This is a genomic window from Pseudomonas sp. GNP014, from assembly GCF_054344005.1.
Genome location: NZ_JBTGUS010000001.1, coordinates 233,023 through 248,008, shown reverse-complemented (window position 1 = coordinate 248,008; position 14,986 = coordinate 233,023). Strand labels below are relative to the sequence as shown.

The 14,986-nt window shown below is 59.9% G+C and carries 13 protein-coding genes and 4 tRNA genes; 8 read left to right on the top strand and 9 right to left on the bottom strand.

The genetic code is table 11. The features are described 5' to 3' along the window. Positions 1-88: 88 nt before the first annotated feature. From ACXX9E_RS01185 to ACXX9E_RS01170, 4 genes are all read right to left on the bottom strand, one after another. Complete coding sequence (locus tag ACXX9E_RS01185; RefSeq protein ID WP_422495466.1) at positions 89-1,435, bottom strand: sigma-54-dependent transcriptional regulator; 1,347 nt, start codon at positions 1,433-1,435, stop codon at positions 89-91. Further along, entirely contained in the window at positions 1,432-3,021 is a 1,590-nt protein-coding gene (locus ACXX9E_RS01180) for a sensor histidine kinase (protein ID WP_222834276.1), read from the bottom strand. The genes ACXX9E_RS01185 and ACXX9E_RS01180 overlap by 4 nt, the downstream gene beginning before the upstream one ends. Continuing rightward, on the bottom strand, positions 3,011-3,253 hold the full coding sequence (locus tag ACXX9E_RS01175; protein WP_128616134.1) for a PP0621 family protein: 243 nt from the start codon (positions 3,251-3,253) through the stop codon (positions 3,011-3,013). Before ACXX9E_RS01175 ends, ACXX9E_RS01180 begins: the two co-directional genes overlap by 11 nt. A gap of 127 nt (positions 3,254-3,380) precedes the next feature. Then, positions 3,381-4,397 (bottom strand): outer membrane protein assembly factor BamD, encoded by a 1,017-nt coding sequence (locus ACXX9E_RS01170; protein WP_128616133.1) that lies wholly within the window; start codon positions 4,395-4,397, stop codon positions 3,381-3,383. 151 nt (positions 4,398-4,548) lie between these two features. Between ACXX9E_RS01170 and rluD the strand changes: the two genes are divergently transcribed. The 8 genes from rluD (at position 4,549) to ACXX9E_RS01130 (ending at position 11,431) form a co-directional block, all read left to right on the top strand. Beyond that, positions 4,549-5,511: a 23S rRNA pseudouridine(1911/1915/1917) synthase RluD gene (gene rluD, locus ACXX9E_RS01165; protein WP_123464046.1), complete on the top strand. Its 963-nt coding sequence runs from the start codon at positions 4,549-4,551 to the stop codon at positions 5,509-5,511. After that, entirely contained in the window at positions 5,508-6,230 is a 723-nt protein-coding gene (gene pgeF / locus ACXX9E_RS01160; protein WP_123464048.1) for a peptidoglycan editing factor PgeF, read from the top strand. Before rluD ends, pgeF begins: the two co-directional genes overlap by 4 nt. Positions 6,231-6,361: 131 nt before the next feature. Further along, on the top strand, positions 6,362-8,926 hold the full coding sequence (gene clpB, locus ACXX9E_RS01155; RefSeq protein WP_123464050.1) for an ATP-dependent chaperone ClpB: 2,565 nt from the start codon (positions 6,362-6,364) through the stop codon (positions 8,924-8,926). A 298-nt stretch (positions 8,927-9,224) separates the two neighbouring features. Beyond that, positions 9,225-9,300: transfer RNA gene (locus ACXX9E_RS01150), tRNA-Asn, on the top strand. Between the two features lie 9 nt (positions 9,301-9,309). Beyond that, positions 9,310-9,386: transfer RNA gene (locus ACXX9E_RS01145), tRNA-Pro, on the top strand. Between the two features lie 5 nt (positions 9,387-9,391). Next, positions 9,392-9,467: transfer RNA gene (locus ACXX9E_RS01140), tRNA-Lys, on the top strand. 97 nt (positions 9,468-9,564) lie between these two features. Next, positions 9,565-9,641 (top strand) — tRNA-Pro (locus ACXX9E_RS01135). Between the two features lie 164 nt (positions 9,642-9,805). Beyond that, on the top strand, positions 9,806-11,431 hold the full coding sequence (locus ACXX9E_RS01130) for a methyl-accepting chemotaxis protein (RefSeq protein ID WP_222834277.1): 1,626 nt from the start codon (positions 9,806-9,808) through the stop codon (positions 11,429-11,431). A 59-nt stretch (positions 11,432-11,490) separates the two neighbouring features. On the opposite strand, the gene ACXX9E_RS01125 is transcribed toward ACXX9E_RS01130, so the two are convergent. The 5 genes from ACXX9E_RS01125 to ACXX9E_RS01105 all read right to left on the bottom strand — a co-directional run bounded on the left by ACXX9E_RS01125 (position 11,491) and on the right by ACXX9E_RS01105 (position 14,951). Then, entirely contained in the window at positions 11,491-11,898 is a 408-nt protein-coding gene (locus tag ACXX9E_RS01125) for an HvfA family oxazolone/thioamide-modified RiPP metallophore (protein WP_128616131.1), read from the bottom strand. A 315-nt stretch (positions 11,899-12,213) separates the two neighbouring features. Continuing rightward, positions 12,214-13,512 (bottom strand): NAD(P)/FAD-dependent oxidoreductase, encoded by a 1,299-nt coding sequence (locus ACXX9E_RS01120; protein WP_186747896.1) that lies wholly within the window; start codon positions 13,510-13,512, stop codon positions 12,214-12,216. 63 nt (positions 13,513-13,575) lie between these two features. Next, entirely contained in the window at positions 13,576-13,749 is a 174-nt protein-coding gene (locus tag ACXX9E_RS01115) for a DUF3094 domain-containing protein (RefSeq protein WP_007909875.1), read from the bottom strand. Between the two features lie 51 nt (positions 13,750-13,800). Further along, positions 13,801-14,328, bottom strand: a complete 528-nt coding sequence (locus ACXX9E_RS01110; RefSeq protein WP_128616129.1) for an MOSC domain-containing protein — start codon at positions 14,326-14,328, stop codon at positions 13,801-13,803. Next, positions 14,325-14,951, bottom strand: coding sequence for a DUF1780 domain-containing protein (locus ACXX9E_RS01105; protein WP_007909887.1), 627 nt, complete (start codon positions 14,949-14,951; stop codon positions 14,325-14,327). Before ACXX9E_RS01105 ends, ACXX9E_RS01110 begins: the two co-directional genes overlap by 4 nt. Positions 14,952-14,986: the final 35 nt, after the last annotated feature.

The window sequence follows — 14,986 nt, the reverse complement described above, 5'->3', positions numbered from 1 at the left end:
GACCGTTTTCGCCAGCAAGCCCGCACCCACAGTTGATCGTGTCGGTCACAAATCCAATGTGGGCGCGGGCTTGCTCGCGAAGGTGGCCTCAATCCAGGCCGAGTTTTTTCAACCTGTAACGCATCGACCGAAACGACAGGCTCAAGCGCTGCGCCGCTGCCGTGCGATTCCAGCGCGTCTCCTCCAGCGCCTGCAGGATCAACTTGCGTTCGACGTTCTCTAGATAATCTTCCAGGTTGTCGATTTGCGTCAGGTCGGCAATTGCGCCACCCGCCGCGCAGTTACCCTCGCTCAGGCGCAAGTCCTCAGCTTCGATCGTCCGGTTTTCACACAAGGTGTGCGCCCGTTCGAGGACGTTTTCCAGCTCGCGCACATTCCCTGGAAAGCGGTAGTTCTTCAGGGTTTCCAGCGCTTGCGGGTGCAGGCGCGCCGGCGGTTGGCCGGTATCCTTGGCCAGGCGCTTGAGCACGTGCGCCGCCAGCACTTCAATGTCATCGCGTCGTTCGCGCAAGGACGGTACGCGCAATTCGATGACGTTAAGCCGGTAATACAGATCCTGACGAAAGCGTTCGGCAGCCACTTCGGCGTCCAGATCCTTGTGGGTGGCGCACAGAATACGCACATCGACCACGGTTTCCTGTTGGCCACCGACGCTGCGCACGGCTTTTTCCTGAATCGCCCGCAGCAGTTTCACTTGCATGGACAGCGGCAGGTCCGCCACTTCATCGAGAAACAATGTGCCGCCGTGAGCTGCCTGGAACAGTCCGGGCTTGTCCTCGACCGCACCGGTAAAACTGCCTTTGCGGTGACCGAAGAATTCACTCTCCATCAATTCCGAAGGAATGGCCCCGCAGTTCACCGGCACGAAGGGCTGGCTGGCGCGCGGGCCTTGTTCGTGGATCAGCCGCGCCACCAGTTCCTTGCCGCTGCCGGACTCGCCGCTGATGTACACCGGCGCCTGGCTGCGGGCGAGTTTGTCGATCTGTTTGCGCAGATTGCGCATGGGCGACGAGTCGCCGAGCAAGCGCCGGTCAATCGAGGTGCACACGCCACCGGCCACCGGCATGCGCAAGGCGGTGCCGACCAGTTCACGCAGGCGGGTGAGGTCCACCGGTTTGGTCAGAAAGTCAAAAGCCCCGGCCTTCAGCGCGTTGATTGCGGTTTCGAGGCTGCCATACGCGGTGATCATCGCCACCGGCAGCTGTGGATAACGTTGCTGAATGTGTTGTACCAGATCCAGGCCGGTGCCATCGGGCAGGCGCATGTCGGTCAGGCACAGGTCGAAGGGCTGGCGCTGCAACAGGGCCTGGGCTTCGCCGAGATTACGCGCGCTGAAGGTGTCGAGTTTCATCCGTCCCAGGGTGATTTCCAGGAGTTCGCGGATATCCGGCTCGTCGTCGACGATGAGGATTTTTTGCCGTGGGCTCGTGTTCAACTTTGTTTCCGTCCGTGAGCAAAGGTGATGCGAAAGCAGCCGCCGTCTTGGCGTGACTGGAAGTCTAGGCGCGCTTGATTGCTTTCGCACAGCTCACGGGATAGATAAAGTCCAAGGCCGGTGCCCTGGCTACTGGTGGTGAAGAACGGTTCGAACAGATGTGCCTGTTGATCGAGCGCGACGCCGGGGCCGTTGTCCCGTACTTCGAGCACCGCCAGCTGGCTGTCGGGGTCGACGAACAGGGCCAGCCAGACCTCGGCCTGTTCGTGCAGCAGGGCGCTGTGGCGCCAGCCGTTGCGCAACAGATTGTCGAGAATTTGCGTGAGCTGGTTGGGGTCCATCAGGGTGGTGAAGTCCCCCGAATTGATCCGTAAGTGAATCTGCTGACGCTCAGTGGCCTGCTCGCGGCTTTCGGCAACGAAGTTTTCCAGCCACGGCTTGAGATCCAGGCGTTGCGGTGCACTCTGCTGGCGGCGGGACAGTTGCAGGACGTTTTCGATGACTCGGTTCATGCGCTGGGAGTGGTCTTGAATAATCTGCGTCAGACGGCGATCTGCACCATCGAGTTCCTCGGATTCCCCCAATAGCTGCGCGGCATGACTGATGGCGCCCAGCGGATTGCGGATTTCGTGGGAGATGCCGGCGGTCAGGCGGCCGAGGGCGGCCAGTTTCAGTTGCTGGGCCTGCTGGGCGATTTGCGCGAGGTCTTCGAGAAACACCAGGGTCTGTGGGTTCGGGCTCTGGTCCAGGGCGATGAAGCTGGCTTGCAGTTCGAGGCCGTTGCCGGGGATTTTCAGGCTTTGCGGGCGCAGGGTCGGGTTGTTCATCCACAATTGCAGGCGATCGACCAGTGCCGGCGAATAGTCGTCGATCAGATGCCCTTGAAGATGGGATTGCGCGAGCAGGATCTGCGCGCTGTGGTTGGCCAGTTGCACCCGGCGCGCTCCGTCGAGCACCAGAATGCCGGTGCGCATGCGTTGCAGGATCAGCGCATTGAGCGCTTCGAGACCGACCACTTCGCTGGCGCGGCGTTCGGCCAGGGTTTCACTGACCTCCAGACGCCTGATCAATCCTTGCACCAGCAGTGAGGCGGCGAAACACAGCGCACCGAGGGTGCCGGCCTGCAGGTATTCATTGGCGCTCAGGGGATGGCTGAAGCTGAGCAGGAAACTCAGGCCGACAATGCCGAGCGCGCCAATGGCGGCGATCAGCAGGCCGATACGCCGCCGCAGCAAGGTATTACTGATCGCGATCGAAACGATCAGCAGATTGCCCAGGGCACTGACCACGCCGCCGGCCGCGTAGAACAAAGCGCACAACAACAGCACGTCGACCAGCGCCAGCGTGAACAGCTGAGTCGGGCGCCGGGTGTTTTCAAAGAACACCACCAACAGAATGTTGAGCACCAGATACAGCCAGCTGCCGCCGCGCAGCAGATCGTCGTTGGCCGAGGTCAGCAGGCGGTTGTCCATGTTGCTGGAGATCAACAGCACCAGGGTGATGCCGACGCTTAAACGGTAGAGATGGTAGAGGCGCAGCAGGCGCTGCGCCTGTTTGCTGTGGGCGCTGGCGGCCTCAGCGATCACTGGAGCCCGGGCCTTGCTCGAGGTGAGCCTGGCTGCAATACCACTGTTGTTGAAGGCTCAGCGCACGGTCGCGCGGCAGGTGAACGCCGCAATGGGCGCAGCGCACCATCGGTGCGGCGTCTTGTTCGCGAGGATCGCGACGGGATGGATTGGACGCGGCGGGTGCCTTGAACTTACGCCACAACCAGAACGCGGCGAAAATCACGGCAATCCAGAACAATAAACGAAGCATGATGAGCGGCTTTTCGACTGATGATCCGGCAGTTTAGCCAAGGACCCGAGACGCGCACAGTCTATTCAAGCGCGGCCATGAAAAAGGGAGATCCGAAGATCTCCCTTTTTCTGTGCATCGGCTGTATTCAGTCGAACAGGCCGAACGTCATGTAGCTGAACCACGAACGGTCGGAACTGCTGGATTCCGGCGCTGGCTCTTCGATCACGTCGCCGTTTTCGTCTTTCGGCTTGAGCTCGTTCGGGATCGCGTCTTTCGCGTCCTGGAACTGCTTCTGCACGTCCTGGTTGGCGCGGGTTTCGCCCGGCGGCAGCGGTGGACGCGACTCGATCAGACCCAGAGTGGCCTTGCTCAGGAACGAACGGTTGTCGGCTTCGGCCACCGATGGCACGAACTGACCATCCTGCAGGCTCGGGTGGTTCGGGTAGTTGAGCTTCAGGGTTTCCAGGCTGCTAGCGGCCAGGTCGTCCAGGTGCAGACGCTGATAGGCCTCAGTCATCACTGCCAGGCCGTCGCCGACCGATGGGGTTTCCTGGAAGTTTTCCACCACGTAACGGCCACGGTTGGCAGCGGCTACATAAGCCTGACGAGTCAGGTAGTAGTCAGCCACGTGGATTTCGTAGGCAGCCAGCAGGTTGCGCAGGTAGATCATGCGCTGCTTGGCGTCCGGCGCGTAGCGGCTGTTCGGGTAGCGGCTGGTCAACTGGGCGAACTCGTTGTACGAGTCGCGAGCGGCGCCCGGGTCACGCTTGGTCATGTCCAGCGGCAGGAAGCGCGCCAGCAGGCCGACGTCCTGGTCGAACGAGGTCAGGCCCTTGAGGTAGTAGGCGTAGTCCACGTTCGGGTGCTGGGGGTGCAAACGGATAAAACGCTCGGCGGCGGACTTGGCAGCTTCCGGCTCGGAGTTTTTATAGTTGGCATAGATCAGTTCAAGCTGTGCCTGGTCGGCGTAGCGACCGAACGGATAGCGCGACTCCAGAGCCTTCAGCTTGGCTGTGGCGCTGGTGTAGCTATTATTGTCCAGGTCGGTCTGAGCCTGCTGATACAGCTCGGCTTCGCTCAGGTTTTCGTCGACGACTTCCTTCGATGAGCAAGCAGCGGTCAATGCGAGGATGGCGATCAGCAGCAGGTGTTTCACTTGCATGGCGGCTTGCGTCCCTATGACGGCCGCTGTCTTGGGCGGGGCCGTCCTGTTATGATGAGCGCCCCGTTGAAAAGCCTCGGGGCAAAAGACGCCGTATTTAACCACAAGCGCGCAGCCGAAACCAAAGGCTGTGCCGACGCCCAGTCAGAGCATGTCCGATAAAATTGAACTTCGCGCAGAGGTGCCGTCCGAATTGGGCGGCCAACGCCTCGATCAAGTCGCCGCCCAACTCTTCGCTGAGCACTCACGCTCGCGCCTTTCCGCCTGGATCAAAGAAGGTCGCCTGACTGTGGACGGGGCGGTCATCCGCCCACGCGACATCGTGCATGGCGGTGCCATCCTTGAACTGACTGCCGAGCAGGAAGCCCAGGGCGAGTGGATCGCCCAGGACATCGAGCTCGACATCGTCTATGAAGACGACGACATTCTGGTGATCAACAAGCCTGCGGGCCTGGTGGTGCACCCGGCTGCCGGTCACGCCGATGGCACCTTGCTCAATGCCTTGCTGCACCACGTGCCGGACATCATCAATGTCCCGCGCGCCGGTATCGTGCATCGTCTGGACAAGGACACCACCGGTCTGATGGTGGTGGCCAAGACCATTCAGGCGCAGACAAAGCTGGTTGCACAATTGCAGAGCCGCAGCGTCAGCCGCATTTACGAGTGCATCGTGATCGGCGTGGTGACGGCGGGTGGCAAGATCAATGCACCGATCGGTCGCCACGGCCAACAGCGTCAGCGCATGGCGGTGATGGAAGGCGGCAAGCCGGCCGTCAGTCACTACCGCGTGCTGGAGCGTTTCCGTTCCCACACCCACGTGCGGGTAAAACTGGAAACCGGCCGGACCCACCAGATCCGCGTACATATGTCGCACATCAACTTCCCGTTGGTCGGCGACCCGGCGTACGGCGGTCGTTTCCGCATCCCGCCGGCGGCGAACCCGACCATGGTCGAGTCGCTCAAGCACTTCCCGCGTCAGGCGCTGCATGCGCGCTTCCTCGAGCTCGATCATCCGACCACCGGTGAGCGCATGAGCTGGGAATCTCCGCTGCCGGAAGACTTCGTCTGGCTGCTGACCCTGCTCAAGCAGGATCGCGAGGCATTCGTCGGATGAACTGGCTGACGCCGGACTGGCCTGCGCCGGCCAGCGTCATGGCCTGTGTCACCACTCGCGAGGGCGGTGTCAGCGAGGCGCCGTTCGACAGCCTCAATCTGGGCGATCATGTCGATGATCGCCCAGAGGCTGTTGCCGAGAATCGTCGGCGTCTGACCGAGCGCTTCTCTATAAAGCCGGCCTGGTTGCAGCAAGTGCACGGAATTGTCGTGGCTCATGCTGATCCAGACGTGGTGGCAACGGCTGACGCCAGTTGGACGCAGACCCCCGGCATTGCCTGCACGGCGATGACCGCAGATTGCCTGCCGGCATTGTTCTGCAACCGTGCCGGCACTCGTGTCGCGGCGGCTCATGCCGGTTGGCGCGGGTTGGCGGCGGGCGTGCTCGAAGCCACTCTCGATCAACTCGACACCGCTCCGGCGGACGTGCTGGTCTGGCTCGGTCCGGCCATCGGCCCGAAAGCGTTTGAAGTCGGCCCGGAAGTGCGGGAAGTTTTCATCAATCAACTGCCCGAAGCGGCATCTGCCTTCGTACCGAGCCACAATGCTGGCAAGTTCATGGCCGACATCTACCTGCTGGCGCGGCTGCGTCTGGCTGAACGGGGTGTCACTGCCGTTTATGGCGGCGATTTCTGTACCGTGACCGATCCACGCTTCTTCTCCTACCGTCGTGCGTCGCGCACGGGGCGCTTCGCCTCCCTGATCTGGCTCACCCGCTAGACTTGTCTGATCTGTATCAACTCTCTGACGCTTGAATCTTCCAGAATCGACCGCATCTACAGTGCTATCTGGCAGGTTTCTTTATTCAGGATGGTTTTTAGGTCCGGCCTGCTCAAAAGGAAGGTGACCCCATGCGTATAGACCGTTTAACCAGCAAATTACAGTTGGCGTTGTCCGACGCCCAATCCCTGGCCGTAGGCCATGATCATCCGGCCATCGAGCCGGCGCACTTGATGCAGGCCATGCTTGAACAGCAGGGCGGTTCGATCAAGCCGCTGCTGATGCAAGTGGGCTTCGACGTCAACAGCCTGCGCAAAGAGCTGACCAAAGAGCTCGACCAATTACCGAAAATCCAGAACCCGACCGGCGACGTCAACATGTCGCAGGATCTGGCGCGCCTGCTCAATCAGGCTGATCGCCTGGCTCAACAGAAGGGCGACCAGTTCATTTCCAGTGAGCTGGTGCTGCTCGCGGCGATGGACGAGAACAGCAAGCTCGGCAAGTTGCTGCTCGGCCAGGGCGTGAGCAAGAAAGCCCTGGAAAACGCGATCAACAACCTGCGTGGCGGTGAAGCGGTCAATGACGCGAACCACGAAGAGTCGCGCCAGGCGCTGGACAAGTACACCGTCGACCTGACCAAGCGCGCCGAAGAGGGCAAGCTCGACCCGGTGATCGGCCGTGACGACGAAATCCGTCGCACCATTCAGGTTCTGCAACGCCGGACCAAGAACAACCCGGTGTTGATCGGCGAGCCTGGCGTAGGTAAAACCGCGATTGCCGAGGGTCTGGCCCAGCGCATCATCAACGGCGAAGTGCCGGACGGCCTCAAGGGCAAGCGTTTGTTGTCGCTGGACATGGGCGCGCTGATTGCCGGCGCCAAGTATCGCGGGGAGTTCGAAGAACGCCTGAAATCGCTGCTCAACGAGCTGTCGAAACAGGAAGGGCAGATCATTCTGTTTATCGACGAACTGCACACCATGGTCGGCGCCGGCAAAGGCGAAGGCTCGATGGACGCCGGCAATATGCTCAAACCTGCGCTGGCACGCGGTGAGCTGCACTGCGTCGGTGCGACCACGCTCAACGAGTACCGCCAATATATAGAGAAGGATGCGGCCCTCGAGCGGCGCTTCCAGAAAGTGTTGGTGGACGAGCCGAGTGAAGAAGACACCATCGCCATCCTGCGTGGCCTCAAGGAGCGTTATGAGGTTCACCACAAGGTCGCGATCACCGACGGCGCGATCATCGCGGCGGCCAAGCTCAGCCATCGCTACATCACTGACCGGCAGCTGCCGGACAAGGCCATCGACCTGATCGACGAAGCGGCCAGCCGTATCCGCATGGAAATCGACTCCAAGCCGGAAGTGCTCGATCGTCTTGAGCGGCGCCTGATTCAGTTGAAGGTCGAATCCCAGGCACTGAAGAAAGAAAGCGATGAAGCGGCCATGAAGCGCCTGGAAAAACTTCAGGAAGAAATTGTCCGACTCGAGCGTGAGTACTCGGACCTGGAAGAAATCTGGAACTCGGAAAAAGCCGAGGTGCAGGGTTCTGCGCAGATTCAGCAGAAGATCGAACAGTCCCGTCAGGAACTGGAAGCCGCGCGCCGCAAAGGCGATCTCAATCGCATGGCCGAGCTGCAATACGGGGTGATCCCGGACCTGGAGCGCAGTCTGCAAATGGTCGACCAGCACGGCAAGAGCGAAAACCAGTTGCTGCGCAGCAAGGTGACCGAAGAGGAAATCGCCGAAGTCGTTTCGAAGTGGACCGGTATTCCGGTATCGAAAATGCTCGAAGGCGAGCGCGACAAGCTGATGAAGATGGAAAGCCTGTTGCACCAACGTGTGATCGGTCAGGACGAAGCCGTGGTGGCGGTGGCCAACGCAGTGCGGCGTTCCCGTGCCGGGTTGTCCGACCCGAATCGTCCGAGCGGTTCGTTCATGTTCCTCGGCCCGACCGGTGTCGGTAAAACCGAGCTGTGCAAGGCGCTGGCCGAGTTCCTCTTTGATACTGAAGAGGCGATGGTGCGGATCGACATGTCCGAGTTCATGGAGAAACATTCCGTGGCTCGTCTGATCGGTGCACCACCGGGCTACGTCGGCTACGAGGAGGGCGGTTACCTGACCGAAGCGGTACGGCGCAAGCCTTACTCGGTGATCCTGCTGGACGAGGTCGAGAAGGCGCACCCGGATGTGTTCAACATCCTCCTGCAAGTGCTCGAAGACGGTCGTCTGACCGACAGCCATGGCCGCACGGTGGACTTCCGTAATACGGTTATCGTCATGACCTCTAACCTGGGCTCTGTGCAGATTCAGGAGCTGGTCGGTGATCGCGAGGCGCAGCGTGCTGCGGTGATGGATGCGCTGACGTCGCACTTCCGTCCGGAGTTCATCAACCGGGTCGACGAAGTGGTGATCTTCGAGCCTCTGGCGCGGGATCAGATCGCAGGCATTACCGAGATCCAACTGGGCCGTCTACGCAGTCGTCTGGCCGAGCGCGAGCTGAAGCTGGAACTGAGTCCGGAAGCAATGGACAAGCTGATTGCCGTCGGTTACGACCCGGTTTACGGCGCACGTCCTTTGAAACGGGCGATCCAGCGCTGGATCGAAAACCCGCTGGCGCAATTGATCCTCTCGGGGCACTTCATGCCTGGCGAAACCGCGACCGGCACCGTCGAGAACGACGAAATCGTTTTCAACTGAGCCAAAGCGCCAAGGAAAAAAGGAGGGCCCCACATTGTGGGGCCTTTTTTTTCGTTAGGCTGTTGAACTCAAAGGAAAAGGCTTGTAAAGTGCGCCCCGCAGTCAGTCACCGGCAGCGTTTCAATCCTCTGGGTTGAAAACTGAAATAAGTTGCAAATCATTAACTTGAAAGCAATTTAGGGGGTTGACAGAGGTGTTCTAGGTTGTAGAATAGCGCGCCTCAGACACACGAACGCAGCGATGCGAAAACGGTGTCGAGAAGCTTCAGGTTTCACAGTTGTAAATTGAAATATGTAGTTCCGTGATAGCTCAGTCGGTAGAGCAAATGACTGTTAATCATTGGGTCCCAGGTTCGAGTCCTGGTCACGGAGCCAATTTCAAACCGGGGTATAGCGCAGTCCGGTAGCGCGCCTGCTTTGGGAGCAGGATGTCAGGAGTTCGAATCCCCTTACCCCGACCATTTTTGGGTCGTTAGCTCAGTTGGTAGAGCAGTTGGCTTTTAACCAATTGGTCGTAGGTTCGAATCCCACACGACCCACCATTTTTGAAACCAGGTAACACTGGGATCGAATCTTAAGATCAGAGGCCAAAAGCGCTGATCGAAGAAGGCGATCTTTGAAAGGTCGCCTTTTTTTTACCGGGGTATAGCGCAGTCCGGTAGCGCGCCTGCTTTGGGAGCAGGATGTCAGGAGTTCGAATCCCCTTACCCCGACCATATTAAAAATCCTCGTATCGAAAGATACGGGGATTTTTTTTGTCCCTCGAAAAGGCAATTCCTTTCAAGTCATCGTACAACTGGCCGATAGCCCGCTAACACGAGGGGACTGCCATGGCTTTCGCCCCTTGAATCTGGCCAATACAAGAATAAGGGCGTTCGTCATGTTGCTTCGTCAGTTGAATATTGCTCCCCGGGCTGCCTTGGGATTCGCCCTGATCGCGGTGTTGGTGGCATTGCTTGGCGTATTTGCGCTGGGGCAGATGTCGAGCATTCGCGACAGTGAGGTCGCGGTAGAAAATCAGTGGCTGCCGAGTATTCGTGGCGGCGACGAGATTCGCGAGATCATGCTGCGCATCCGCACCATCTCGTTGCGCATGGCGTTGGATCAGGACGCGAACAATATCGCCACCTACCGTAGCCAGATGGACACCCGCGACAAGGAGCTGAGCGAGAAAATCGCCGCCTACGACAAACTGGTCGACACCCCGGAAGGCCAGCAGCTGTATGACCAATTCAAAAAGACCTTCGCCGCGTATCGCAGCGGTATCGCTCAATCCTTTGCCCTCGCCGAGCAAGGCAAGCGTGATGAGTTGACCAAATTGTTGCTGGTCGACATGAAAACCGTCGTCGATGGCTCCGGCAAACAACTCAACGACCTGGCGGACCTGTTCGCCAAACAGGTCGCCGCCGAAAGCCAGAAATCCGCTGCGCACTACGAAAACTCGCGCACGATTGTCAGTTTGTTTATTGCGTTGGCCGCGCTGGCCACGGTGGCACTGGCGATGATGCTCACTCGCAGTATCGTCCGCCCGCTGAGCAGTGCCGTGAGCGCAGCAGAAAGTGTCGCGCAGGGTGATCTGACCCGACCGATCGAAACCCAGGGCAACGATGAAGTCAGTCGCTTGCTCAAGGCACTGGCGACCATGCAGCAAAACCTGCGCGAGACGCTGCAAGGCATCAGCGGCTCGGCTACGCAACTGGCGACCGCTGCCGATGAACTCAATGCAGTGACACTCGACAGTACGCAGGGGCTGCAACAACAGAACAACGAGATCGAACAGGCCGCGACGGCTGTTAATCAGATGACGGCCGCAGTGGAAGAGGTCGCACGCAATGCGGTGTCGACGTCTGACGCGACCCGTCAATCCAGCGAGTCGGCGCATCTGGGGCAGGTGCGCGTCAGTGAGACCGCCACGGCCATCAACGCCCTGGCCAGCGATGTGCAACAGACTGGCGAACTGGTGCAATCACTGGCCAATCAATCGCAGGATATCGGCAAAGTGCTGGACGTGATTCGGGCGATTGCCGAGCAGACCAACCTGCTGGCGCTCAACGCGGCGATTGAAGCGGCACGGGCCGGTGAGAGTGGGCGCGGCTTTGCTGTGGTCGCTGATGAAGTGCGGGCGCTGGCCTATCGCACGCAGCAATCGACGCAGGAGATCGAGCAAATGGTTCAGGGCATGCGCAGCGGTTCGAGCCTGGCGCTGGATTCGATGCAGGCCAGTACCGCGCGGGCGACGACCACGCTGGCGCTGGCTGAGCGTGCCGGTGAGGCGCTGCAAACCATTACCGCGTCGGTGCACGAGATCCATGAGCGCAATCTGGTCATTGCCAGCGCTGCCGAAGAACAAGCGCAAGTCGCGCGGGAAGTGGACCGCAACCTGGTGAATATTCGGGATTTGTCGGTACGTTCTGCCGCAGGCGCCGACCAGACCAGTGCTTCCAGCCATGAATTGTCGCAACTGGCCAACGCCTTGCAGGGCATGGTGCGGCGTTTCCAGCTGTAAACAACCACACATAAAAAAGCCGCGTTTCTCGCAGGAGAAGCGCGGCTTTTTTCTGCCGATCAGGCGCCGTCTTGGTCTTTCAGGTGTTCGAACAGACCTTTCGGCATTTTCTTGCCGTTGGCTTCAAAGTTGGCCTTCACGTTGTTATAGGCCTCTTGCTCGTCGATAAAGCCGTCGTGGTTGGCGTCGATCTTGTCGAAGTCGGACTTCGGCGCGACTTTCAGAAATTCGGCGCGCGAGACCTTGCCGTCACCATCGCTGTCAGTCTTGGCCATCGAAGCATCGCCACATTTGCCTTCACCGCATTTGCCTTCTGGCGCTTTCACCGAGGTTTCCGCCGAGGCAACCATGTAGCCCTGTGCCAATGGCTGGGCGGCAAATACCGAGCCGGACAGCATCAAGCCGCCAGCCAGGGCTGCGCCGATCAGGCCAATGGATTGTTTACCGAGGGTCGAAGTACGGGACATTTACATTCTCCTGGTTGCACAACGCAACCACACGTTAAGGGCAAAAGCCTGAGCGGGTGCGCTCGGGTGTGGCCATTAAGCGGTGGCGGTGTATCGCGCCTGTGTCGCGCAGCGGAGGAGTTTGTAAGTGAAGGTGGGGAAAACGAGGGGGGATACAGTACGAAACAGATCTTTCGATCAACACAAAACATTGTGGGAGCGAGCCGGCTCCGGGCGGCGATCCGACGAAGAGGTTGTATCAGTCGACATTTTTGTCGTTTGACACACCGCATTCGTCGGATCGCCGCCCGGAGCAGGCTCGCTCCCACAGGTTTTTTAGTGCAGTTTCAGACGTGGCTCGGTGCCACGGCCAATCTTGCTGCCCAGCATCAGCATTGCCGTGCGGAACGGCCCGTACAGCGCCATCTGGTGCATGCGATACAGCGACACGTAGAACATCCGCGCGAGCCAGCCTTCGAGCATCACGCTACCGGTCAGGTTGCCCATCAAGTTACCCACGGCCGAGAAGCGCGAGAGCGAAATCAGCGAGCCGTAGTCGGTGTACTTGTACTCCGGCAAGGTTTTGCCTTCGATGCGCAGTTTCAGCGACTTGGCCAGCAGCGATGCCTGTTGGTGCGCGGCTTGCGCCCGTGGCGGTACGTTGCGGTCCGAACCCGGTTGTGGGCAGGCCGCGCAGTCACCGAAGGCGAAGATATTTTCGTCGCGGGTGGTCTGCAGTGTTGGCAGCACTTGCAGCTGGTTGATGCGATTGGTTTCCAGGCCGTCGATGTCCTTGAGGAAGCCCGGTGCACGAATGCCTGCTGCCCAGACTTTCAGACTGGCCTTGATCTCATTGCCATCGGCGGTGATCAGGCTGTCGGCGGTCACTTCACTCACCGAAGCGTTGGTCATCACGTTGACCCCGAGTTTCTCCAGCGTCTTGTGCACCGGCCCGCTGATACGCTCCGGCAGGGCAGGCAACACCCGTGGCCCGGCTTCGATCAGGGTGATGTGCATGTTTTCCGGTTTGATCCGGTCCAGGCCATACGCTGCCAGTTCATGGGCGGCGTTGTGCAGTTCGGCCGCCAGTTCGACGCCGGTGGCACCCGCGCCGACAATTGCCACGCTGATCTGCTCGATCACATCGGTTTGCCCGGCATGGGCGCGCAGGTAGTGGTTGAGCAGTTGCTGGTGGAAGCGCTCGGCCTGTTTGCGGGTGTCGAGGAACAGGCAATGCTGCGCCGCGCCCTGGGTGCCGAAGTCGTTGGTGGTGCTGCCGACGCTGATCACCAGCGAGTCGTATGCCACTTCACGGGCCGGGACCAGCTCTACGCCATTTTCGTCGTAGGTCGCTGCCAGCTGGATTTTCTTCTGCGCGCGATCGAGCCCGCTCATGCGCCCCAGCTGGAACTCGAAGTGGTTCCATTTTGCCTGAGCGACATAGTTGAGTTCGTCTTCGGAGGAGTTCAGCGATCCGGCGGCCACTTCGTGCAGCAGCGGTTTCCAGATGTGTGTCAGGTTCGCGTCGACCAGCATCACACTGGCCGTGCCGCGTTTGCCCAGAGTCTTACCCAGACGGGTAGCCAACTCCAGACCGCCGGCGCCGCCGCCGACAATAACAATACGATGGGACATAGGGATAACTCGCAAGGTTTTTAAAGGAAATCGGTGCGGTTACCCAAGCGAGCGCGAGGCAGCTCATAGCGTCAGGTAACTGATAAATCGGCTCAACAGGCCCAGACCAATGGTCACTGCCAGCACCAGCACCAGGAGCATCCACGGCCGGAAAGGCCGGCGCTCGACTCGGTGTTGGGACAGTTGCAGGTACTCTTCGACATGTTTCTGGTCTTCGGGGTTCAGGCGGCTGGTCATATTTGCCTCGTCAGGTAGACGTTGCTGAATGGGCAGAAGCTACAGCGGTTTTTATCCAGGGTTGAACGCAGCATAGCCGCTGTCCGGAACCGGCTCGACGCTCACCCGGTCTTCGAGGCGAATGATCCCGCTTTGTAGCACCCGCGCGGTAATTCCGCCATGCCCGCGCACCGCTTGAAAGGTGCCCGGACCGAGGTTGTTCTGCAGACGTGCGCACGGCTGGCACCAGCCCGTGGTTTCGAATATGGCCTGACCAATGCGAAAGCGCCGCCCTTTCAGGCTAAACAAATTGATTCCGCTGATGACGAGATTGCGCCGCAGATCTTCAGGCTTTACCGGATGATCGTCAGGGCGCCCCATCAACGCGCTGATCACCGCCAGATGTTCCCACTGAATAAGCGTCACCTGTCGCGCGTTGCGCACACCGGGGCGCGCGTGATCGCCAGTCAATCCCGCTTCCAGCCGCGCCTCTACGGCATCGAGTTCGATCATCGGCCCGCGCGACTCGGGGCGCACACCAATCCAGCGGACGCACCCGGTCTGCGGTACATCGGCGATCAGTTGCTGAAGTGGCGTCACAGGCTGATTCCCACATCAAAGACAATGCTGCGACCGAGGTTGCTGCGCAGAAAGTCCGGCGCATCCGGGTGGGCGAACAACACACGGGCGAAGGTCGGGCCGACCAGGGACAGCGAGCGCCAGCCCTGACGCAGATATTCGGTAGGCGGTGGAAAATGGCTGTTCAGATCCAGTACTTCACGTTTGAGGCTGGCGAAGGCGATGATGTCCAGTTCGCCCAGATCCATACCGCGTTCCTTGTAGTTGTGTGCTTTCTTGCGCAAGGTCGGTGCCAGTCGCAGCAGGAACTCGTTGGCCGGGATGCGTTTCGGCTTGGCTTCGCGGCGCACCAGCTGGCTCAGGGAAAAAGCGCTGCGTCGTCGCTGCAATTCATCGCGCCATTCGTCGTTGAGCCGGCGCCCCTCGTCGAGCACGAAGAACACCTCGAAATTGGCATCACGAAACAGCACGTCCGGCGGCTCGCCAGCCGGGGCGAATTCGTCGGCGCGATAAGGAATGTTCAAGCCTTGCAGCAGGCGCTGGCAGACCCAACGCTCACGCTCCCATTTGCGGGCATTGGACAGAAAGGCGTTGGCTTGCTCGGCCGCGATGGTCAGCAGGCGTAAATAATCTGAGTCATCCATACGCCAAGCTTAGCGTTCAAATGCGACAAGCTGAA